Source organism: Clostridium sp. MB05 (assembly GCF_046581255.1).
GTDB lineage: Bacteria > Bacillota > Clostridia > Clostridiales > Clostridiaceae > Clostridium.
Map to the genome: position 1 here is coordinate 3,566,330 of NZ_CP174370.1, position 24,084 is coordinate 3,590,413.

A 24,084-nucleotide genomic window follows, 5' to 3' on the forward strand; every position below is an offset into this window, starting at 1 on the left:
TTGAATAAAAATGTAAAAGTAAAAGAGGTGCTTGATACACCTCTTTTTATATTTTAACTTTTATCTTACTAATTTTTTAACTAATGCCCCTATTCCGATACCCATCATCAAAACTCCTAGAAGCATTTCTATATTGCTAAGCATATATGCCATTGGAGCTGGTTGCGCTTCATTAAGCCCAACACCGGCAAACATTCCAGTACTTAAATTTAAGGATTCGTTATAGTCTTTTAAAAACTCTGTTAATGTAGGTTTATTTCCTAAGCTATATCTTATTATTTCTTCATCTACTTTAATTCCAAATATTAAATATAATATTGAAAATACAAATATTATAAATAATGAAAAATATGCAGCATATAAAGGTCTTTCACCATATCCACAAGTTACTAAGCTAAGAAATGAAACTATTTTAGGTAATGGGTTTAAAGTTTTCATTTGTATTTTTTTGCATAAATAATAATATTCACCAAAATTATTATTTAAATTATTTTCTTTAAATTTATCTGCTATAGTTTCATATACAGTATAAATTCCTTCATACTCATCTCTTGTTTTCTTTTTTGGTTCTACCTTGTCTATAAAAGATTTTTCATCTAATTTACTTTTATATTTATCTCTAAATTCTAAGTCTTCTATATATGAAGCTACTATTTTTACTCCTGATAAATCTGTATCTATAATTATTATCATTTTTAAATCTGAATAGAAAATCATAACACCTGTCATATCGCTTAATTCAAAATTAGTATCCTTTAAATCACATTTATCAAACACTAAATGGCTTAAGTTGCAACTTAAAAACTTTGCATATATTTTACATTGATTAAACTCACATGAAAAATTATCTTCTTTATTAAGATTTGGTATTACATCACTTTCTTGTTTAATAAAAATACATTCTTCAAAAACTACCCCTCCACCAATAAAATCACAATTACTAAATTGACATCCAATGAATCTACAGGATTTAAATTTTATATTAGAAAATCTACAATTAATAAATTTAGAACATACTATATCAGTATTACTTATTTCTTCAAATTCATCTTCTGATTTTGGATGTCCACCACCAAAAACTGATTCATTAAAATCCTTATAACTATACTTTTCATTTGGAACATATTCTTTTGGTAAGTTTTTGTTTAATCTAATTTCATTAAACAATTTTTCATTATTTTTAAGTCTTTTTTCTAGTTGTATCTTTGAAACATTTACTTCTTCTTTAAAGTTAATATAAGCCATAATATAAACTCCTTCTAGTTGCTATTATTACTTATATTATTATTCCTAATTATATTTTAATTAAACATATATATATATATTATAAATTCCATGCTTCTTTTAATTGAATTATAGCTTCTTTTATTTCTTCACAAGTTAAACTTGCGTACCCTAAAAAAACTGTAGCCGTATCAACTTTAACATTAAAATACGACCTTGATAAACCTAAAATATTAATTCCCTTTTCTTCTGCTCTTTTTATTAATTCTTCTTCATTCATACCATTATTAACTCTTAATAGTAAATGCAGCCCAGAGTTTGTTCCTATTATTTCTGTTCCTAATAAATATCTTTTTATTGATGCTACTAAAAACTCTCTTTTTTTCTTATATATATTTCTCATTTTATTTAAATGTCTTTCAAAATGCCCTTCTTCTATAAACCTATATAATGCTTGTTGATCTATTCTAGAAACTGTGCAAGCATAAAAACTAAAATTTTCTCTATATATTTTTATTAACTCATCTGGCAACACCATATACCCTATTCTAATAGAAGGAGCAAAGGATTTTGAAAAAGTACCTAAATATATAACTTTTCCATCTGTGTCTAAACTTTGAAGTGCAGGAATTGGTTTTCCTTCAAACCTAAACTCACTATCATAATCATCTTCTATAATATATCTATTTTCTTTTTCTTTAGCCCAAGCTAATACTTGCATCCTTCTACTTATAGGCATAATAACTCCTGTTGGAAACTGATGAGAAGGCGTTATATGAACTATATCAGCTTTACTATTACATAGTTCTTCTACATTAATTCCTTGATTATCTATTTTTATAGCTTTAGCATCTATATTATGACTTTTTAATATTTTTCTTATTTTATAATATCCTGGTTCTTCCATTCCATATATTTTGCTATTTCCTAAAATATTTATTAAAAGTTGTACTAAATATTCAGTTCCAGCCCCAATAACTATATTATCTGCAGTTGAATTAACTCCTCTAGAAAATCTCAAATAATTAGAAATAACTTCTCGTAAGTTTCTATCTCCTTGAGAATGACCTATTTGTAATAAATTTCTGTTTTCTTCATTAATAATATCCTTATTTATTTTTCTCCATATCGTATAAGGAAAACTTTCTAAATCTACTCTACTTGAAAAAAATTCATACTTATATTTTTTTCTAAATGTACTTTTGTTATCTTTTCTTTTAATATTATTATTTATATTAATAACTCCTTGCAATTCTGATACATAATAACCCTTCTTTGGAATAGATATAATATACCCTTCTGCAATAAGCTGCTCATAGGCTGATTCTATTGTATTTTGACTAATTTCTAAATGCTTAGATAACTTTCTTTTTGAAGGTAGCTTACTTTTAGATTCTATGTTCCCATTTTGTATTTCGTTTTTTATAAAATTATATAATTGTATATATAAAGGAACACTATTATTGTTGTCTAAAGCTATAGTTAAAATATCCATTTTCATTCTCCATCTGATACTATTAATTATACAAAAACTGATACTTACCAAAGAACCAGTCTATGATATAATAATATCAACAGTATTGCTAATAAGTCAAATAATAGTAAGGAGTTTTAGATATGAATTTATTACATCCAATTTGGGCAGAAATTAATTTAAATAATTTTATATATAATATAGAGCAAATAAAAAATAAATCACATGATAGTGAAATAATTGGAGTTGTTAAAGCTAATGCCTATGGCCATGGAGCTGTAGAAATATCTAAAGTTTTAATTAATAATGGTATTAAAAGGCTTGCTGTTGCAAATATAGTTGAAGCTATAGAGCTTAGAGAAAATGATATAAAATCTCCTATAATGCTACTTGGAATTAGCGAAAATTATGCTATAGATGCTTTGCTTGAATATGATGTAGAACCAACTGTATCATCCTATGAATTTGCTATAAACCTTAATAATAAAGCAAAAGCCTTAAACAAAATAATACCTATACACATAGCTATAGATTCTGGAATGGGTAGAATTGGTTTTAGAAAAAATGATGCTAGTATAAATGATATACTAAATATTTCTAATTTAAGCAATTTAAAAATTGAAAGTATTTTTTCTCATTTCTCTACTGCTGATTCTAAAGATAAAAGTTATTCATTAAATCAAATTGAAATTTATAACTCATTCTTAGATAAGTTATTTGAAAATGGTGTTAACGTTAATAAGAAAAACTTATCTAATAGCGCAGCAATAATTGATTTACCTCAAAGTCATTATGATTGTGTAAGACCTGGAATAATTCAATATGGTTACTACCCTTCAAATTATGTAGATAAAGAACACTTTAATATAAAGCCTGTTTTAACATGGAAAACAAAAATTATTCATATTAAAGAAGTTGAGGAAAATGAATATATAGGATATGGTCAGGCTTTTAAAACTAAAAGAAAAACTATAGTTGCAACTTTACCTGTTGGTTATGCAGATGGATATTCAAGAGGTCTTTCTAATAAAGGAAAAGTTATTATAAATGGAAAACTTGCTCCTATTATAGGAAATGTTTGTATGGATCAATTTATGGTAGATATAACTGATATAGAGAATGTTTCTCTTGGAGATGAAGTTATATTATTAGGATCAGATGGTGATGTTAAATTTGACGCTGAGGATATGGCAAGTTTATTAAATACAATTAGCTATGAAGTTCTTTGCCTTATAGGAAGAAGAGCTCCAAGAATATATATTAAAGATTATAAAACAATAGGAATTAGATATTTAATGTAATATAAAAAAGCGGACATATGTAAATTTACTTATTCCGTTGCTTCGCTCCAAGTCAACGCAAACTTACATATGTCAACCTACAAACTGAAGGTAAGAAAAGTATAAATCAAATCTAAATTTTCACATTAACTTGCTAAAAGCCTTATATAATCATATTTACGAAACTTTAAACTTTTATACTTTCATAGAAATTAAAGAAAGCATATACTGGTTATATTTAGTATATGCTTATTATATTTATATATATTTTTTTCTTTTAAAGTATAGTATTTGTAATATTATAATTATAAGAGTAATAATAATAGATAAATAAAATCCATTGTTGCTACTTATTAAAGGCATATTTGAAAAATTCATTCCAAATATTCCTGACACTACTGTTAGTGGTAAAGTTGATACTGTTATTACAGTTAATAATTGCATAGTTTTATTCATCTTATTTGATAATTCTGAGTTATATATATCTATACAAGAATATATAGAGCTTTGAATATTATCAACTAAGCTTAATGTATTATCTAAAACTAATAAAACTTTATCATAAAGATCTAATCCACTAAATTCATCATCTAAATAAGTTATCATAGATTTGTAATATAAAGTAAATCTTTTTATTAATGAAACTATTCGTTTCATTTCTAGTATTTCTTTATTATCTACATTTCCTTTATAAACTGCTTCTTCAAATAAATTATCTATTCTCTCTTCTATACTTAATAATTCTTCTGTATATGCATATGAAAAATATTGAAACAAAAATAAGCAAAGCATATTCTTATCAACCTTTTTATGTAAAGATATTTTTTCATTTAAAAACTCTATTAAGGTATCATCTTCATAATTTACTATAAACTCATCATTTTCTATAACTGCATCTATTAAAACCTTATTTCCTTCCACTATAAATGGTATTTTTAAAAATATCATATCCTTACTTTTTATTATTATATCTTTATGAATATTTGTTAAAACTTCTTCACTTATTCTTTTAAAATTACTTGAATTATATAAATAACCAACTACATCCTCTGATTTTTCATTTATATCTATATTTTCTTTTATAATTCCATTTCTATAAATTACTGTTGCCATAATATCATCCTAACTAAATTATTTATCTATATTATAATTCTGATAAATTAAACATACAACAACTGAATTTTAATTATAAAATTTCCTCTAAATTAATTATTAATGAATCCAAGTGCAATAATAAATCTTTATTTAAACTACTTGAAGCTTTTAAAATATTATTTATATCTTCTTCAAAGTTCATTGGTATTTTAGTACAGGAATTTTTTATAATACTCACTAGTCTCTTCTCACCAGGATGAGGCATTTCATTAATAGCAAATATTATATCAAAATAACTTGCTAAAAATCCTGCTAATCTATGATTAACACTATTTAAATCTTCTCTACTTACTGCTTTACTTATTTGATTATAATAAGAAGAAATATTTTTCTTTAATAATGGATAATTCTTTTTAATAATATTTTCCTTAAGTGCCTTAGGATAATTAATATTTGTCATATCCTTTAATTTATTCAATCTTCCTTCTCTATCAAAAATAATTTTTGCATTTTTTATATTATGCCAAAAACATGTTGTATATCCTGTTGAAGCATTATATTTGACTAAGATATTTTCTATTGTATCTTCTATCCAATCAATTCCGAAATAAGCTATATCAATAGGAGTATTTTTATCTCTTAATATAAATTCATCTCCTTGTCCCCAATAATCATTGCCCACTTCTTTGTAAGCAGCATATTTACTAATTATTTTTTCTCTCACTTCCACTGAAATATCTGAATAAGTAAAGATATCTATATCCACATCTGACAGTTTATCATCTCTTTTTGAAGTTGATGAACCTGCGAAACTTATTCCAGCTACCTCATCTATACTTTTAAAATCATTTATTATTTCTTGTAAAACTAAATCTAATTCTTTTCCCATAAGTCTTTCCCCCTTTATTCCTTATTAAATTTTACTCCTTATATAAATATAAATAAATTGGCAAAGTATCCAAAAAATAGGCCTTTTATATGTAGATTTAATTAAATGTCTCTATTATAGGAAAATGTCTAACAGAACCAATTAAATAAGATCATATAATTAAAATAAATTACATGATCCTATAAAAAACTATATCAATTTTACATTATAAGTCTCTAACCAGTTATTTACTTGTATTAAATAAGCAATCATTTGTGGTCCAGTCATTAATTGTCCATACCAAGGAGTCTTATATGACTCTCCCTTTGTATTAACTATTTCTCTTACTTTATTTTCATCTATTATATTTAATATTGGAGATGACTTATCATTTAAAACTTTAGTCATTATATTACAAACCATATCTGTATATATAGGATTATGTGTCTTTGGATATGGACTCTTTTTTCTATATATTATATTATCAGGTAATATTCCTTCTAATGATTTTCTTAATAGTCCCTTCTCTCTTCCATCTAATAGCTTTATATTTGATGGTATATTAAATGCATACTCTACTAATCTATAATCAGCAAATGGCACTCTAACTTCTAAACTATTTGCCATACTCATTCTATCTTTTCTGTTTAATAAATTAACCATAAACCATCTTAAATTTAAGTAAAATAATTCTCTCATTCTATGCTCTAGTTTATTTTCTCCACTTAAATGAGGAACCTCTTTTAAAGTATCTGAATAAGCTTGATTTGCAACTTCTTCTATTTTTAAATCTTTAAGCTCCGGACTTAATATTGCTTTTCTTTCACCTATAAATCTAGACCAAGGAAATGTATTAGCATTTATCATATCTTCATTAGTGAACCATGGATACCCAGCAAATAACTCATCTGCACATTCTCCAGATAGAGCTATAACAAAGTCTTTTTTTACTTCTCTACAAAATAAATATAAAGAGGAGTCTACATCTGCCATTCCCGGCAAATCTCTTCCTAAAACTGCATTATTTAATGAATTTACTAAATCCCTATGATTTAATAGAACATTTTTATGATTGCTACCTATATATTCTGCCATAATTTCTGCAAAGTGTTGATCAGAAGTTGGTTGAAATAATGATGATTTAAAGTACTTTTCATTATCCTCATAATCTATTGAATAAGTAGTCAAAATTTTATTTTTCTTTCTATATTCCTCTGCTGCAATAGCTGATATAGCTGATGAATCTAATCCTCCTGATAAAAATGTACATAATGGAACATCTCCAACTAATTGTCTTTTTATAGAATCAATAAGCAAATCTCTTACATGCTCTACCGCTTCCTCTTTACTTTCATTAAACTCTTCTGCTTTAAGTTCCCAATACATATCTTTAGTTATACCATCTTCCCTAACAAGTATATACTGAGCTGGTTTAACTTCCGCTATTCCTTTATATACTGTTGTTCCTGGAATAACTGCTGGTCCTAATGCAAATAATTCTGTTAATCCATCTTTATCTACTATTGGCTCTACATATGGATGTTTAAATAAAGCCTTTATTTCTGATCCAAATATAAATGTTCCATTTTTAACTGTATAAAATAATGGTTTAACTCCCATTGCATCTCTTGCTAGTACAACTCTCTTTTCCTTCTCATCATATATAGCAAATGCAAAAATACCATTAAATTTCTTAATACAATCCATTCCCCATCTAATATATGAAAGTAATAACACCTCAGTATCAGAATATGCCTCAAAAGTAAATCCATCTTTGATAAGCTCTTTTCTTAAATCTTCAGTATTATATAATTCTCCATTATATACAATTACATATTCTTTACCATTAACAACCTTCTTCATAGGCTGTTTTCCACCTTCTGGATCAACTACAACTAATCTTCTATGTCCAAACATTACATTATTAGATATATAAGTTCCTTCTGCATTTGGTCCTCTATTAATTAGTGTATCAGTCATAGATTTTAATATTCCAATATTATCTTTAATGTTTTCCTTAAAATTCACAAATCCTGTTATTCCACACATAATCATCCTTCTTTCTGTATTTATCTATTATATATACTTATATGATTATATTTTGACAATAGTTCATTAAAAATACTTAAAAGCAATTAGAAAAATGAAATAGGTTATATTATAGTTCAATTTACGTAAAATTTTTTTAAAAACTATAGATTTCTGCATATTTAAACAGTAGATAGATATTTTTTATCTGATAAAACCCTTAATAAACCTAGTAAAATCAAGGATTTACAAGGGGCTAACGTTTCGTAGAGGTCCTTTGAAAATAGAAAAATAATAATTTATAAAGAGAGGTTTATATTATGGAGAAACTAGAAATATTCAAAAATGACACTTTGAGAGAAAATTCATATAAATTTAAATAAAACAAAAACGGAGCCGTCGACCAACGATTTAAAAATCATTGGTCGACAGCTCCTTTAATACTAATTATTTTATTCTAATATAAATTTTTCTATTACTTTTGCAACACCATCATTTTCATTGGTATCAGTAATATAATCAGCAATTTCTTTTATTTCATCAAAAGCATTACCCATTGCAACTCCAAGTCCTGCATATTCTATCATATGCAAATCATTCCCTGCATCACCTAAAGTTATTATTTCTTCTCTTTTTATTCCTAAATGTTTAGCTAATAATTCTACTCCTACACCTTTATTAGCATCTTTATTTAAGAATTCTAAAAAGTATGGTGTACTTCTTACAACTGTGTACTTTTCATATACATCTTTAGGTAATTTTTCTATAGCTGGTCCTAATATTTCAGCTTCATCTATCATCATTATTTTTATCATAACTTCATCATCTGCTATAGGATCTATATCAATTTCATGAATATTTATATTATTAATTTGTGCCTCAACTTCTGTATATTTACTATTCTTAGGAGTAATCAAGCCCTTATTCTCCCAAAACGCATGAATATTTACATCTAATTCATCACTAAGCTTCTTTAAATAATGTAAATCGGCTCCTTTTAACGCAACCTTAGTTATTATTTCTTTACTTTTCGTCTTTTGAACTAAAGCTCCATTATAACTAAGTACGTAATCATTATCTGTAAACATTTCTAATTCTTCTAAATATCTCAAAACACCTTCTATTGGTCTTCCTGTAGCTAAAACTACTGTAACACCTTTTTCTCTTGCTCCTTGAATGGCTTTCTTAGTTCTTTCTGATATACTTTTATCTTCTCTAAGTAAAGTCCCATCCATATCTATTGCTACTAACTTATACATTCTTAATCCTCCGTTTATAATTAAAGCTAATTAGATTATAACATAACATTAATTATAAATGAATTTATTGTGTTAATGTATCAAATTAGTTACTCTATTTATCAAATTCTAAATAAGATCTTAAAATAGAATTAAATCCGTCTCTTTTTAATATGTCAAAAATTACTCCTATTACTTCATAACTTGAAGTAATTAAAGAATCCTTCCTTGTTTTTAGTAAAGTTTTTTCAGCATCATTAACTAGTATTTTCAAATCTGATTCATTTAACATTGTTCCTGAATCTCTTGCCGCATTTTCTATGCTGGTTTTTATCTTTTTAACATTAAATTCTTCTAGTCTTCCATCTTTTTTTATTATCTTCATAAAAAACCCTTCTTTCTATCTAGATTATTTTAACTTTATTTAAATCTTAAAAATTTATACTAGTTTGCTTATTAACATCTATATCTTTTATATCCATATTATTAAATTCCAGTAAAAATTCATCGAAATCCTTTAAATTCAAAGGTCTACTTATATAAAACCCTTGTATCCTATCACAATTTATATTTTTAAGTAAATCTATTTGACTTTTCAGTTCTACTCCTTCACATACTATATCTAAATCTAAACTATGCGCTAAATTAATTAAAGTTTCTATAATAGAAAATGTTTTAGCATCTTTCTCTAAGCTAATTAATAAACTTCTATCTATTTTTATTGTATCTAATGGTAATGTTTTTATGTGATTAAATGAAGAATATCCAATTCCAAAATCATCTAAAGCTATCCTAAAACCTAGCTTTCTAAGTTTATTTAAGATATTAACTGTAAATTCAGTATCATCTATTATTTCATCCTCAGTAATTTCTAATTTTATAGATGTAGGGTTTACATTGGCTTCATTTACTATACTAATAATTTTATCTACAAAATCAGTTTTATTTAACAATCCATGGGAAATATTTACTGACATTTTGAAGTCTTTTTCTCCAAGGCTTATTATTTTATTGCAATATTTACAAGCTTCCTTTAATACAAATTCATCTATTCTTACTATATCTCCATTCTTCTTTGCTATAGGTATAAACTTAATAGGGGGAATTATACCACTTGGACTCATCCATCTAATCAAGGCTTCAGCACCTACTATTTTGTCTTTTTTTACATCATAAATAGGTTGATAATAAACTTCAAACTCATTATTATCTATTGCTAAGCTTAATCTACTCTCAAGGTTTAGCTTCTCTAACATTTCCTCTGAAAATATTTTGAATGTATTTCCGCCTTCTTCTTTACCCTCATACATAGATATATCTGCATATTTTAATAAAGTAAATACATCTTTTGCATGATTAGGATAATTGCTTATACCTATGCTTGCTTTTAAATTAAAACTATATCTACTAAATTGAAAAGGTTTATTTAAAAGGTCTAGTGTATTTCTAGCTAAATTTTCTATATTATTTATATCATTTTGTCCTTTTTTAACTATTATAAACTCATCTCCACCTAATCTTCCAACCTTTATATTATCTGAATATAATTCTGTTAATCTATCAGCAGCAATCCTTAAAACTTCATCTCCTGTATTATGACCTAAAGTATCATTTATGTTTTTAAAGTTATCCAAATCTATAAAATATATACTAAACTCTTCTTCTTGACTTACTAACTCTATTAAATATTCTAATAAATTATGTCTATTTAATAAATTTGTTAAAGTATCATAGTTCGCTAAATAAGTCATATCTTCAGCATACTTTTTTATTTCCGTTACATTATTTATTATTATAGAAAAATATCCCTTTTTAAGTGAGTATATCGATACTACTCCCCACTTATCATTTCCAATATTTATTTCTTTTGCAACACATTCAGATTTTGATTCTTTTGTTCTTTTTAATATTTGCAATATCTGCATTTTATACCTAGAGAAGTTTTTATATACTTCTGAAAACTTATTATTTATAATTTCCTTTTTTGAAAGCCCTAAAAGCTCTACCCCTGCTAAGTTAACATCAACAATTATTCCATCTATATATTCCCCATCATCATCAACTATTGCTTTTAAATGGAAAAAGGAATTTGACATTGCATCTAATATATTTGTATAATTTTTTTCTTCTTGCTTCAAATAACTTTCTGTATGTATAAGTTTATTCATTACTGTATTCATTTCATTATAAAGTTTACTTATTTCATCTACTTCTAAGCTTTCATCATGTATATCTGTAGAAGTTATTATCTTTTTTATGGATTTTTCTATTAATCCTAATCTTTTTATAATTTTTTCATTTATAAATATATAAACTCCTATATTAGCAAAAGATATCAAACTAATAATAGCAAAAAGTATTAACTTATAATTTATAATAACCTGGTTTGAGTTATTTTTAAAATGATATGTTATGAATATAAACATCATGCTAATAATAATAGATATTGTTACCGTGGAATATAGTAAAAGTGTAGCTATTTTTTTTGAAAGCTTCAAATTGCTCACCATCCCCACATTTATAAAGATTTTCCTTATCATAATTATACATTTTTTTCAACATATCATTCAAGTAATTTAAATACCTATTTTAATTATTCTTTGCCTTGCTTATTTTAACTGATTTTCCTTTTAATTTTATCTCTTTATATTTCTTTAATATTAAATTTCCCTTTCCATTAAGAATATCAACAAATGAATGTCCATCTTGAACATCTATTATTCCTATGTCTTCTCCACTTAATTCATCTAAATTGCTTAGAGCTCCAAGGATATCAATATTTCTAATTTTTTTCTTTTTCCCAGCCGTTATATGAATCTTAGTTACTTCATTATGAATATTCTTTTTAGATTTTATTTTATTTCCATAATCATTTTTTTGATTTTCAAAGAACTCTTTTCTTCCATTTATCGTTTCATCATAAGAAGGAAGTTTTGCTTCTTCTATTTTATAATTTATATATTCTTCTATTTCATCTAAAAATCTCTTTTCAGAGTTTGAAACTAAAGATATTGCAAGCCCTTTTTTTTCCCCTCTCCCACTTCTTCCTATTCTATGTACATAACTCTCTTTTTCCATAGGAATATCATAGTTAAAAACATTTGTTATATGACTTATATGAATTCCCCTTGCTGCTATGTCAGTAGCAACTAAAACCTTAAACTCCTTATTTTTAAAGTCGTTCATAGTCATTAGTCTTTCTTTTTGCTCCATATCTCCATGCAATTCTTTAACATTAATTTTTTCTTTTTTTAATAACGAGCTTAAGCTTCTTACTGAGTCCTTAGTATTGCAAAATATTATTGCAGATTCATCAGTCCAAGCATAAAGGGTTTTTAATAAATATTTAAACTTATCTTCTTTTTCTACTCTCAAATATCTTTCAGATATTTTATCTTTATTAAAAACCTTAGATTTTATATCAAGTACAGTTGGATTACTCATATAATTTAAATATAATTCTTCTATTTCCTTAGGTATCGTTGCTGAAAATAATGCTGTATTTTTAGACTTTGGTAGCTTACTTAAAACCTCTGATATTTGATCTATAAATCCCATATTCAGCATTTTATCTGCTTCATCTATTACCACAAACTCTATATTGTCTATATTCAGGTTTCCTCTTTCTATATGATCTATTACTCTTCCTGGAGTTCCACATACTATATGTACTCTCTGTTTAAGTTCTCTTATCTGTTCATTAAATGGTTGCTTACCAAATATAGCTGCACATCTTACTTTTTTTAATCTCCCTATATCAGATATATCTTCCTTTACTTGCATTGCAAGTTCTCTAGTTGGAACTAGTATTAATGCCTTAATTTTATTTTCCTCAACATTTGTTAATTCACATAGTGGAATACCAAAACTTGCAGTTTTTCCACTACCAGTTTGTGATTTTACAACTAAATTTTTTCTATCTAATATATGTGGAATAACCTCTTCTTGAACCTCTGAAGGATTTTCAAAACCTAAGTTATTTAAAGCCTTAAGAATTTCTTTGCTTAAATTCATATTTTCAAATTTATTTATATTCATTAGTTTACCTCGTTCCTTTAAAATATTGTGTTATAAAGCATGAAAACTTATATTATAATAATATTATTTTACCCTATGACATTATATTTAACAATTAACATTAAAAAAGTGGACATATGTAAATTTACTTATTCCGTCGCCCCGTTCCAAGCCAACGCAAACTTACATATGTCCACGTAAAAAATGAATGTAAGAAAAGTTAAAATAAATCTACTTTCTCAAATTTAATTGCTAAAAGCCTCATATAATCACATTTTCAAAACTTTTATGCTTTCCTCCACATTGAAAATAGAGATTGTATTTAAAAATATCTTTAAATACAATCTCTAAGTAATTTATTAAATATTTATATTTAATTCTCTCAAATCATTCTTTAAATTCTCTGGTGTGCTAAATAATAAGGTGTTTATCCCTACATTTTCTGCTCCCTCTAGATTTATTTTAGTATCATCAATAAAAATTGATTCCTTTGCTATTAATTTATATCTACTTAAAATCAAATTATATATATCTTCTTCTGGTTTAATAATCTTTTCTTCAAAAGAAACTACTCCTCCATCAAAAAGATTAAAAAATTCATTTTTCATTTTCACATGATTAAAGGCTAAATCATGAAAATTAGATAAGTAAAATATATTGTACCCATTATTTTTTAAATCCTGCAAAATTTCTATAGTTTTATCAATTGGCTTTAATATATCATACCAATCCTTAAAGGCTAACTTTATATCATTACTATAATCTGTATTTCTTTTTATTATATTATTAATTGCCTCTTCTTCTTTAATTGTACCTCTATCCAACATAACCCATTCTTCACTTTGAAAAATTTCCTTATATAAATTTTCTAATTTCTCTTCTTGAATTTTTTCTTTAAGATATTCTTTTGGATTAAAGCTTAACAATACATTCCCAATATCAAATATTATATTTTTATACACAAATTCTCTCCCCCATCTTTCTTAATATAAGCCTAATATTAAATATTAAAATCATTAATATTTACTTAATTATATATTTAAATAGTTTTAATTCATTAAGTATTCTATAAGTAATTTTATTGTATTTTCTAATGCTTCATAATGAGTTCTTTCCATTCCATGTGATGCATGAACTCCTGGCCCTATAAGAGCTCCTCTTATATCATTGCCACCTCTTAATGCTGCTCCAACGTCAGATCCATACATAGGATAAATATCTACTGCATACTTTATATCATTATTCTTTGCTAGATCTATAAGCTTTGTTACCATATTATAATCATAAGGACCACCTGAATCCTTAGCACAAATTGAAACATCATATTCTGTACAGCTTAAATCATCACCAATACATCCCATATCTACAGCTATCATTTCAGTTATATCTTTTGGAATATATGATGCTCCATGTCCAACTTCTTCATATGTAGATATAAATATTTTCGTTGTATAGTTAGGTATTATATTTTCTCTATTAAAAATTTCTAATAGCCCCATTAAAGCTGCTACACTACCTTTATCATCTATAAATCTTGATTTTACAAATCCACTTTCTGTTATAGTGGTCTTCGGATCAATAAATATAAAGTCCCCTGGACATATCCCAAGATTTTCAACATCCTTCTTTGAAAGTACTTTTTCATCAATCCTTACTTCCATATTTTCTGGATCACGCTTTTTTTCCTTACTATCAGGATAAACATGTGCTGCTGGGCTAGTGCTTAAAAAAGTCCCTGTATATATTTTTCCGTCCCTAGTTCTTACTTTACAATATTCACTATCTAAAGTTGCTGGAATTGGCCCTCCTAACAATGTGAACTTCAATGTTCCTGAATTAGTTATTGACCTAACCATTGCACCTAATGTATCAACATGTGCTGAAAGCCCTATAACTTTTTCATCTTTTTCTCCTGGAATTGTTATTATTCCACATCCTTTGTTTGTAGTTTCAAACTTATAACCAAAATTAGTTGAGATTTCTTCTATTACTTTAATAATATCAAAGCAAAATCCTGTCGGACTATCAAACTCTAATATTATTTTAGTAGTACTTAATACAAATTCTTTATTAACTTTATATTTCAATTTTTTCACTCCTTTTATAAAAAATTTATATATTTTCTTATTTTACACATTAATTATTTTACTATATTTACTAATAACATTTCTACAGATATATTTTAGATATAGTATTTGCACAAAATAAAAATACCTTATTATGTTATTATTATAATTTTAACATAATAAGATACTTTTACTATTTAAAATAAATTAATATTATTTATTCTATTAATTCTAATAAACTTAATATTTCCTTGGCAATTTCTCTTTCATTACCTTTATATGGGTATGAATGTATATGAATTGCAGGATTAAAATTTAATTCTATTATTGAATAATTTGAATTTTCATCATTGTAATCTTCAATCATCATATCAACTCCACAAATATTAGCTCCTACTGCTTTAGCTGATTCAACAGCTATATCTTTAAATCTTTGTGGAATTAAATCCGTATAATCTATACTATCTCCGCCAGTACTAATATTTGAATTTTCTCTAAGATATACTATTTCATATTGCTTAGGAATATAATCAAAGTCTTTATTTTCTTGCTTTAAAAATAACTTAGCATTATTGTCTAAATTTATTTTTTCTAATGGAGTTCTATACCCTTTTCCTCTAAGAGAGCTTTTATTTTTTATTTCTACTAGTTCTTTAATTGTACTATTTCCATCACCTATAACATTAGCTGGAACTCTATGAAGAATTCCTGGCACCTTATCTCCTACAACTAAAAATCTATATTCTTTTCCTTTAATAAATTCTTCGACTAAAACTGTGTTGTCATTTGCAAAAGCTATTTCAAAAGCCTCTTTAATATCTTCTTCTTTTGCTCCCTCTTTAAATATAGATATACCAATTCCAAAATTAGTTGATTTTGGCTTTACTACTATAGGTGTATCAATAAATTTATGGATGTTTTCTAAAGCATCTTCTAAAGAAAAGAACTCAAATCCATTAGGAACATTTATTTTATTTTTATTTAAAATTTCTTTTGTGACAACTTTATTCTCCATCATTAAAACAGATATATAACTATCTTTAGATGTTTTAGTAGCCTGCTTTACATACTCTATATGATTATTCTTCTTAAGAGAAATAAAATTCTCACTTCTATCTATTATATCTACCTTAACTCCTCTTTTTATAGCTTCCTTCATTAATATTTGTGTTGAAAGCTCTAAATCTTCGAAACCTTCTAATTTAAATCTATTTTTATAAGCATCTTCATGATACTTTTTAGCTACCTTAATGTGACTTTCAATAAATCCTTCTTCTTTCACCATTTCTGATATTCTATTTGCGTAAGTTAATTTAGGATTTAATATTTTTTCTATCATATTATTTATTATTTCTTCTTTTCCTAAACACAGATCATCATTCATGTTCTTAATTTCATTTAATATTTTCATAGCCCAATCATTTTTAGATATAGTTTTTCCGTCTTTATATAAAGTTACATCCATTTGACCATACATAGAAATTATATTTTGATTATTTTGAGCTTCTTCTTGCCAGTTCTTATAATCGCTTTCTTCTTTAGCAAGTAAGTATATAGTAAATATATTTATAAAGTTTAAATCATCTAATGATATTCCAGCTTTACTAAATGGATTTATATCAATACTTCTTATTTCAAGATAATTTATTCCATCCTCTAATAAAGATTCTAAAAATCTATTATTATCTATTGCTTTTAATCTTATTTGTGTATATAGTTCCTTATGACTATCTATGAGCCTATCATCTATAAATCTATACACACTTGAAACATAATCCTTAACCGAACTATAATCTGGATATAAATCTATTTGATTCTTATACCCACATTCACTATTCCTATAAGATATAGCTCCATCATTAGTAAAGCTATCATTTGATATCTTATCTAAATTTACTACACACTTTTCACCAAATGTCTCATGCATTATAGTTGTGCCACCTAAAAGGTATATAAGTAACCATCTATATCTTAAGTAATTTCTAACCACTTTTAAATATATTCCATCTCTAAACTCTCTATATTCCTTACCATTTCCAATTAATTTGTACAAGTCCATTATTAGCTCTTCATTAAATGAAAAGTTATAATGTATTCCTGATATTAGTTGCTTTTTACCACCATACTTTTTCAATAGCTTTTTTCTATAATCACTTGCCCCTGCACCACTATCACATTTCCCGTAATCTGCAATAGGAATTAAATCATCTTCTGGTATGCTACAAGGCATTGATTGTGGCCAAAGATATTCATCTTTAAGCTCTAATGCTGTTATATCATAAAGAGAATTCAAAAAACTATAAACTTCCTCTAATGTATTTAATGTTGGTGTTATAAGTTCTATTTGACTTTCTGAAAAGTCAGTTGTTATATATGGATGACTAATTTTACATTCAAATACTTCAGGATGTTTTGTTAAAGCTAGTTCTCCATTTTCTATTACTCTTAAGGTCTCCCTCTCAACTCCGAAGTTCCCTCTCAATAATCTCTTTTTATATTCAAGTGATCTAATCACATCTAACATCTTTATACTCCTTCCATATTTTCAATTTATAAATCAAATATGCTGTAGTTCCCTTCAAAATACTTGAAATTGATATGCTCCACCATATTCCGTCTTCATTTAAATAATTTATAAGCACTAATGCTATTGGAATTCTAAGTATAGTAAAAATAATACTTATAAGTGCAGGTATCTTAGGATATCCCATTCCTGTAAACACTCCGTTAGATACCATTTCCATAGTGGCAAAAATTTGAGAAAATCCTATTATTCTTAAATAATTACTTGCAATAAATATAGTATTATATTCTCTAATAAACATTTTAACCAATATTTCAGGCATAAATATAAATATAATACTTATAATTGAAGCATAAACCATACCTATTCCAACAGCTGTATTATAGCCCTTATTTATTCTATCATATCTTTTAGCCCCATAATTCTGTCCAACAAAACCAGCAATAGCACCATTTAATCCACCTACCACCATATAAACTACAGATTCTATTTGTAGTCCTATTTTTTGTGCTGCTATAGCATCTGATCCAAATCCACCTATTATTCTAGCTAATATTATATTAACTAAAGTAAACAAAACTCTTTGAAAGGTCATAGGAAGACCTAATATTGTAATTTCCTTAATCTTAATATAATCTATACCACTTTTGAAGTTAAAATTAAATATAGACTTTGCTTTTATAATAAATAGTAAAAACATTATTGTGTTTGCTAATAATGTTGCAAGTGCTGCCCCTGTAACTCCAAGTTTAAAAGTATATATAAATATAGGATCTAAAATTATATTTATTATTATTCCAATAGCACTTATCTTAAGAGCACTTTTATTATTACCAAAACTATTAAAAATTCTAATAAATAATGTATTAAAAAATGAAAAGAAAAGCATTGGTGCGCTTATAGCTAAATATATATAAGCTTCTTTTTCAACTATAGCATTATCTAAGTTTAAGAACTGTATAAAGTTCTTACCAAAAAATATTAATACTAAACAGTATATTCCACCTATAATTGCATTTAATATAACTCCTGATGCTATATATTCTTCTACAGCTTTATCATCTTTTCTTCCTATAGAGTGAGCGACCTTTATTCCTGTTCCTATAACTACTAAGGAACCAATTGAATAACCTAGCCCTATAAAAAAGCTAGAAGACCCTATGCTTGCTACAGCATTACTTCCTAATCCTCCAACCCATAACATATCTACTAAGTTATAAGTAAATTGTAAAAAAGAACTTCCCATTATTGGTAATGCTAGAGTTATTAACACCTTTAGTACATTACCTTGAGTTAAATCTACCTTCTTCATTTATACTCCCCTATTTGAAAGTCATTATTTTTATCTATACATTTTGAACTACATATACATTTTTGCTCATTAGTTAAAATACTATTTAAAAATCTCATTAGTTCATCAGCTACATCAATATCTAAACTATAATAGATCCAAGTACCTTCTTTTCTACACTTTACTAACCCACAATCCATTAAGACCTTCATATGGTGAGAAAGTGTTGGCTGAGTAAAATGAAAACTTTCTAATATTAAACAAGCACATTTTTCTCCTGTAGCTAACATATCAACTATTTTTACTCTATTTATTTCCCCTAATGCTTTAAATATTTTTATATTCTTCTCATAGTTCTTAATCATAACACCCTCCTTATATAGATAATTGTCTATATATGAAACATAAATTATATAGATGGTTATCTATTTATAACACATTTTAATATAGATTATTATCTATATTTAGTCAATATATAATTTGTAATAAATAAAAAAATAACTATTTAATATTAAATAAACTTCATATTTTTCATAAGTCGGAGCTTGCTGTGCTCTAACTATACGTTTTCTATGGAAATGCAGTTTGCTGTCATATCGTAGAGCAGAACATACTCCACATAGGAATCATGCATTATCTTACCTGTCAACTCACAATAAAGCCCGCTTTCTAGTTTGTACGCATGAACTGTCCCAGATTCAGCACCAGCAATACCATAAGGAATAGGGACAGGAGCGTACGTGCTGAAAAACCAATGATTTGTCACTGGCTCTTATTCGCCTTCCTTTGTATTTATAAAATGGCATTTTTTCATTTACAGGTAAGAAAAAGTCAGTAAACTCCATGGAATTTACTGACTGTATATTAGAATTTATCAAATTTATTTTTAAATTTCCTGCTAAATTTCACAAGAAATCTATTTGAATATTCATCGTTTTTAACTAGAAACTCATATGCTTCCATATGAGAAACAGAATGAACAAATCCAAAGAATCCAAATGCTATTATCAAAAACGATATCGCATGATATTCACTTAAAATGTCTCCGAAGCCCATTCCTTTTAAAGTAACAAAAATAGGAATAATGCCACCAGCAATTAAAATAACACTTGCTAACAAAAGAGCATGGTATTTCTTTTTAGATATTTCGTATTCAGTTGTTAATTGTTTAATAAAATTACTATCAAAGATAAGCGGTTCTTTTTTCAAAACTGCATACTTTGTTTCATCCTTTAAACAACCTACAACGAAGAATGATATTCCCAAAACAATGAATACAGCCATTACTACGATTCTCCAGCTATTTTGTAACATGAGATATGGTACACCGGTTAATATCCATGAACTAAACCCTAAAGCAATATATTTAGCATTTCTTTTTTCGTTAGTTAAATATCCATAGGCAACTTCTTTACTAACATAATAACCAGCATTATTTTCTATATTCTCACATTCATTATCCTTTAATAAATAATCAATAGAAACTTCAAAGATATTACCCAACATCATTAACTTTTCTGTTTCTGGAAATCCTTGACCATTTTCCCACTTACTTATAGCCTGACGAGTTGTACCTACTTGCTCTGCGACAGCTTCCTGAGACAGTCCTTTTTCTTTTCTCAATTTGAATAATTTTTCACCAAAATTCATATGTGATTCCCCCTTGTGTTTTGATACTAAAATCTTATCAAAACAAAGTGTTTTTTTCTATCTTTCTGGAAATGCACTTTGTAAACTTCAAGTTGCGCCCCTGTTAAAATGGGCTATTTTCACGTTCTTAGATATATATTAGGGATACCTTTTTTCGGGCATCCCTCCATCTATGATACTTTTTTATGCACTCTTTCTTTCCAATCTTTGGTAGCACTTGCTGAGACCAGCGTATTTGTAGACTTTTTTACTTTTAAAAATGATTTTAAATTGTTGGTGTCGGTAATTCAAATCTTCTTATTTTTTACTTTAAACTCTTTAGTTTATCTATCTCTTCTTTTTGCTCTTTTATTATTTTTAAAAATTCTTCTTCTTTATTAAACCATTCTTTACTAAGATCATTAATTAAAGATGCCATTTCATCAGCACTTCCTGCAATTCTATTAAATAAAAGAAGATTTGACTTTAGTATTTCTGGTATTTCTACATGAGAATATCTAAGCCTATGGTCTATTTCTCCGTATCCTTCTTCAAATATTGTTCTAACTTGAATTTCAGCTATAACTTTTTCGTTAGTTGGATAAAACTCAACTAAATAATGAACTGATCTATATCCTGATATTCTTGATCTAACCTCAATATTAAGTTCTTCAAACTTCTTAGTATTATCTCCTTCTCTAACATTTGCAGTAACCTCAATAACCTTCCAAGTCTTAGTTATAAATTCATGAATATCCTGCCACTGATCTTTAAATATGTGTATAACTCTAATCCCAATTAAATCATTTATTTGATTTTTATAATTCTCTAAAGCAAATTGGAAGTCTTCACCATATTTTAATTTTCTATCTTCAGTTTTTCTTATAATTTTTTCTATTAATCTATCTGGTTCCTTTATTCTTGATTTTACTGAATGAATCATTGGCTGAGAACGTAAAATATTAGATATAAAATCTGCTTGATTCTCATAAGACATCTCATAATCTACAAAATCATTATAAATATCTTTTAAAACTTCAACATCTATATTATTATCTTTAATTTTTTCCTCTACATGTGGATATTTCAATATAAATTCATCTATTCTAAAACTCTTCTTCATTTACTTATTCTCCTTTGGCTATAGGATTCTTATAATATGTTTTAATTTTTATCTTCCTTTTCTACTATTGCTACTTCTTGACTTTGATCCTTTTCCTTTAAAATCTCCATACTTAGCTTTTGAGTTTGATTTTGAAGATGAACTTGATTTTGAATTAGATTTTGTATTTTGTTTTGAATTTGAATTTCTTGATTTTGAATTTCCTCTAGCTATTGCTTCTTCTTTTTTCATTTTAGCCATATATCTATCAGCTTTTGATTTTATTAAGCACTTAGGTCCATTTCCTATTAAGTCTTCTCTACCAGCCTTAACTAAAGCATCATAAACTAAGTTATAGTTCTTAGGATTTTTAAATTGAAGAAGTGCTCTTTGCATAGCTTTTTCTTCTCTTGTTTTTGGAACATACACTTCTTCACCAGTTATCGGATTTATACCTGTATAGAACATAGCCGTTGATAATGTTCCTGGTGTCGGATAAAAATCTTGAACTTGTTCTGGCTGATATTTTGTATCTCTTAAATATTCAGCTAATTCTATAGCTTCATTTAATCCACTACCTGGATGGCTTGACATTAGGTATGGAATTAAATATTGCTCTTTACCTAACTGCTTGTTAATCTTAAAGAACTTTTCTCTAAATCTATCATAAGTATCACCTGAAGGCTTACCCATATACTTTAAAGTATTAGCTGCAACATGTTCTGGAGCAACTTTTAATTGTCCACTAACATGATGTTCAACAAGCTCTCTAAAGAATGTATCATTTTTATCTGCCATTATGTAATCATATCTTAATCCTGAACGAACAAATGCCTTCTTTACTTTAGGAAGCTTCCTTATCTTTCTTAGTAGTCCTAAGAATTCACTATGATCAACTATTAAGTTCTTACATGGCTTTGGAGTTAAACATTGCTTACTCTTACACGCACCTATAGTAAGCTGAGTTTTACAAGCTGGTTTTCTAAAATTTGCAGTTGGGCCTCCAACATCATGTATATATCCCTTAAAATCCTTAAGATTAGTTATTTCAACAGCCTCATCTAATATAGATGATTCACTTCTACTTTGAACAGCTCTCCCTTGATGGAAAGTAATTGCACAAAATGAACAGTTACCAAAGCATCCTCTTGAGCTTACTATACTAAATTTAACTTCTTCTAAAGCTGCAATTCCACCAAATTCATCATATATAGGATGGCATTCTTTAGTATATGGAAGAGCATAAACCTTGTCTAACTCTTCTCTTGTAAGAGGCATTTCTGGAGTATTACAAACTACATATCTATCCCCATGCTTTTGTACAAGAACTTTTCCTCTTACAGGATCTTGCTCTTCATATTGTATTTTAAAAGCTTCAGCATATTTCATTTTATCTTTTGTAACTTCGTCTCTTGAAGGTAATAATTTATAATCACCATAAATTTCATCTAGTGAATCTATAGTATATGTAGTTCCATTTATATGCCTTATGTATTTCGCTTCAAATCCATCATTTAAAGCATTTGCAACTTCTACAATTTGCTTTTCACTCATTCCATATATTAAAAGGTCAGCACCACTATCTATAAGCATTGAATTCCTTACATTATTATCCCAATAATCATAGTGAGCTAATCTTCTTAAACTTGCTTCTAATCCACCTATAACAATATCTATATTTTTATAAGCTTCTTTTATTTTATTACAATAAACTATTGTCGCCCTATCTGGTCTTGCTCCCATTTTTCCACCAGGAGTATAAAGATCTTTCTCTCTTCTTCTCTTACTTACGGTATAATGGTTAACCATAGGATCCATATTTCCACCATTAACTAAGAAAGCAAGCCTTGGTCTTCCAAGCTTCATAAAATCATCTGTACTATGCCAATCTGGCTGTGGGATTATACCAACTTTATATCCTGCATCTTCTAATACTCTTGAAATAATTGCTGTTCCAAAACTATGATGATCTATATAGGCATCCCCTGTAACTATAATGAAATCACATTGTTCCCATCCACGTTCTTGCATATCTTCTTTACTGATTGGTAAAAATCTGTTATTTGACATTTAAACACCCACTTTTTAAAAATTGACAATTGATACTTGAAATCTTCGTATTAATCCCCTACATATCAATATTAACATTACGTCTAATGATTATAACATTTTAAAACAATTAAATCATTTATTTTTTTGCATTTTATCAAATTACATAATATTACTAGAGAATTAACATTTATATTTT

General features: G+C 26.8%; 18 protein-coding genes. 1 reads left to right on the forward strand and 17 read right to left on the reverse strand.

All coding sequences use genetic code 11. The annotated features are described in order from the left end of the window. Nucleotides 1-60: 60 nt before the first annotated feature. Together ACH36K_RS16760 and ACH36K_RS16765 are read right to left on the reverse strand one after the other, a co-directional pair. Complete coding sequence (locus ACH36K_RS16760; RefSeq protein WP_411168731.1) at nt 61-1,245, reverse strand: pentapeptide repeat-containing protein; 1,185 nt, start codon at nt 1,243-1,245, stop codon at nt 61-63. Between the two features lie 79 nt (nt 1,246-1,324). Then, nucleotides 1,325-2,719 carry a PLP-dependent aminotransferase family protein gene (locus ACH36K_RS16765; RefSeq protein WP_411168732.1) on the reverse strand — a complete coding sequence of 465 codons (1,395 nt, stop codon included), beginning with the start codon at nt 2,717-2,719 and terminating at the stop codon, nt 1,325-1,327. A 122-nt stretch (nt 2,720-2,841) separates the two neighbouring features. On the opposite strand from ACH36K_RS16765, the gene alr reads away from it, so the two are divergent. Beyond that, entirely contained in the window at nt 2,842-3,999 is a 1,158-nt protein-coding gene (alr, locus tag ACH36K_RS16770) for an alanine racemase (RefSeq protein ID WP_411168733.1), read from the forward strand. A gap of 237 nt (nt 4,000-4,236) precedes the next feature. On the opposite strand, the gene ACH36K_RS16775 is transcribed toward alr, so the two are convergent. From ACH36K_RS16775 to ACH36K_RS16845, 15 genes are all read right to left on the reverse strand, one after another. Further along, entirely contained in the window at nt 4,237-5,091 is an 855-nt protein-coding gene (locus ACH36K_RS16775) for a CorA family divalent cation transporter (protein ID WP_411168734.1), read from the reverse strand. A 73-nt stretch (nt 5,092-5,164) separates the two neighbouring features. Further along, the gene (locus tag ACH36K_RS16780; protein ID WP_411168735.1) at nt 5,165-5,962 is read right to left on the reverse strand and encodes a DUF4037 domain-containing protein; all 798 of its coding nucleotides are present in this window, start codon (nt 5,960-5,962) and stop codon (nt 5,165-5,167) included. Between the two features lie 189 nt (nt 5,963-6,151). Further along, nucleotides 6,152-7,990 (reverse strand): asparagine synthase (glutamine-hydrolyzing), encoded by a 1,839-nt coding sequence (asnB, locus tag ACH36K_RS16785; protein WP_411168736.1) that lies wholly within the window; start codon nt 7,988-7,990, stop codon nt 6,152-6,154. Nucleotides 7,991-8,421: 431 nt separating this feature from the next. Beyond that, the gene (gene yidA, locus ACH36K_RS16790; protein ID WP_411168737.1) at nt 8,422-9,228 is read right to left on the reverse strand and encodes a sugar-phosphatase; all 807 of its coding nucleotides are present in this window, start codon (nt 9,226-9,228) and stop codon (nt 8,422-8,424) included. 94 nt (nt 9,229-9,322) lie between these two features. After that, nucleotides 9,323-9,592 carry an ATP cone domain-containing protein gene (locus ACH36K_RS16795; RefSeq protein WP_411168738.1) on the reverse strand — a complete coding sequence of 90 codons (270 nt, stop codon included), beginning with the start codon at nt 9,590-9,592 and terminating at the stop codon, nt 9,323-9,325. A gap of 46 nt (nt 9,593-9,638) precedes the next feature. Then, a complete protein-coding gene (locus ACH36K_RS16800; protein WP_411168739.1) occupies nt 9,639-11,546 on the reverse strand; it encodes an EAL domain-containing protein in 1,908 nt (635 codons plus the stop codon). Between the two features lie 250 nt (nt 11,547-11,796). Beyond that, nucleotides 11,797-13,245, reverse strand: a complete 1,449-nt coding sequence (locus ACH36K_RS16805; RefSeq protein WP_411168740.1) for a DEAD/DEAH box helicase — start codon at nt 13,243-13,245, stop codon at nt 11,797-11,799. 338 nt (nt 13,246-13,583) lie between these two features. Further along, nucleotides 13,584-14,186, reverse strand: coding sequence for an HAD family hydrolase (locus ACH36K_RS16810; protein ID WP_411168741.1), 603 nt, complete (start codon nt 14,184-14,186; stop codon nt 13,584-13,586). Nucleotides 14,187-14,273: 87 nt separating this feature from the next. Beyond that, a complete protein-coding gene (locus ACH36K_RS16815; protein WP_411168742.1) occupies nt 14,274-15,311 on the reverse strand; it encodes a M42 family metallopeptidase in 1,038 nt (345 codons plus the stop codon). Nucleotides 15,312-15,507: 196 nt separating this feature from the next. Next, on the reverse strand, nt 15,508-17,814 hold the full coding sequence (gene gshAB, locus ACH36K_RS16820; protein ID WP_411168743.1) for a bifunctional glutamate--cysteine ligase GshA/glutathione synthetase GshB: 2,307 nt from the start codon (nt 17,812-17,814) through the stop codon (nt 15,508-15,510). Next, a complete protein-coding gene (locus ACH36K_RS16825) occupies nt 17,798-19,126 on the reverse strand; it encodes an MATE family efflux transporter (RefSeq protein WP_411168744.1) in 1,329 nt (442 codons plus the stop codon). The genes gshAB and ACH36K_RS16825 overlap by 17 nt, the downstream gene beginning before the upstream one ends. Further along, entirely contained in the window at nt 19,123-19,470 is a 348-nt protein-coding gene (locus ACH36K_RS16830; protein WP_322459360.1) for a metalloregulator ArsR/SmtB family transcription factor, read from the reverse strand. The genes ACH36K_RS16825 and ACH36K_RS16830 overlap by 4 nt, the downstream gene beginning before the upstream one ends. A gap of 499 nt (nt 19,471-19,969) precedes the next feature. Continuing rightward, complete coding sequence (locus ACH36K_RS16835) at nt 19,970-20,755, reverse strand: helix-turn-helix domain-containing protein (RefSeq protein ID WP_411168745.1); 786 nt, start codon at nt 20,753-20,755, stop codon at nt 19,970-19,972. A 304-nt stretch (nt 20,756-21,059) separates the two neighbouring features. Then, entirely contained in the window at nt 21,060-21,857 is a 798-nt protein-coding gene (locus tag ACH36K_RS16840; RefSeq protein WP_411168746.1) for a RelA/SpoT domain-containing protein, read from the reverse strand. Nucleotides 21,858-21,905: 48 nt separating this feature from the next. Next, nucleotides 21,906-23,906: a YgiQ family radical SAM protein gene (locus tag ACH36K_RS16845; RefSeq protein ID WP_411168747.1), complete on the reverse strand. Its 2,001-nt coding sequence runs from the start codon at nt 23,904-23,906 to the stop codon at nt 21,906-21,908. Between the last annotated feature and the right edge of the window lie 178 nt (nt 23,907-24,084).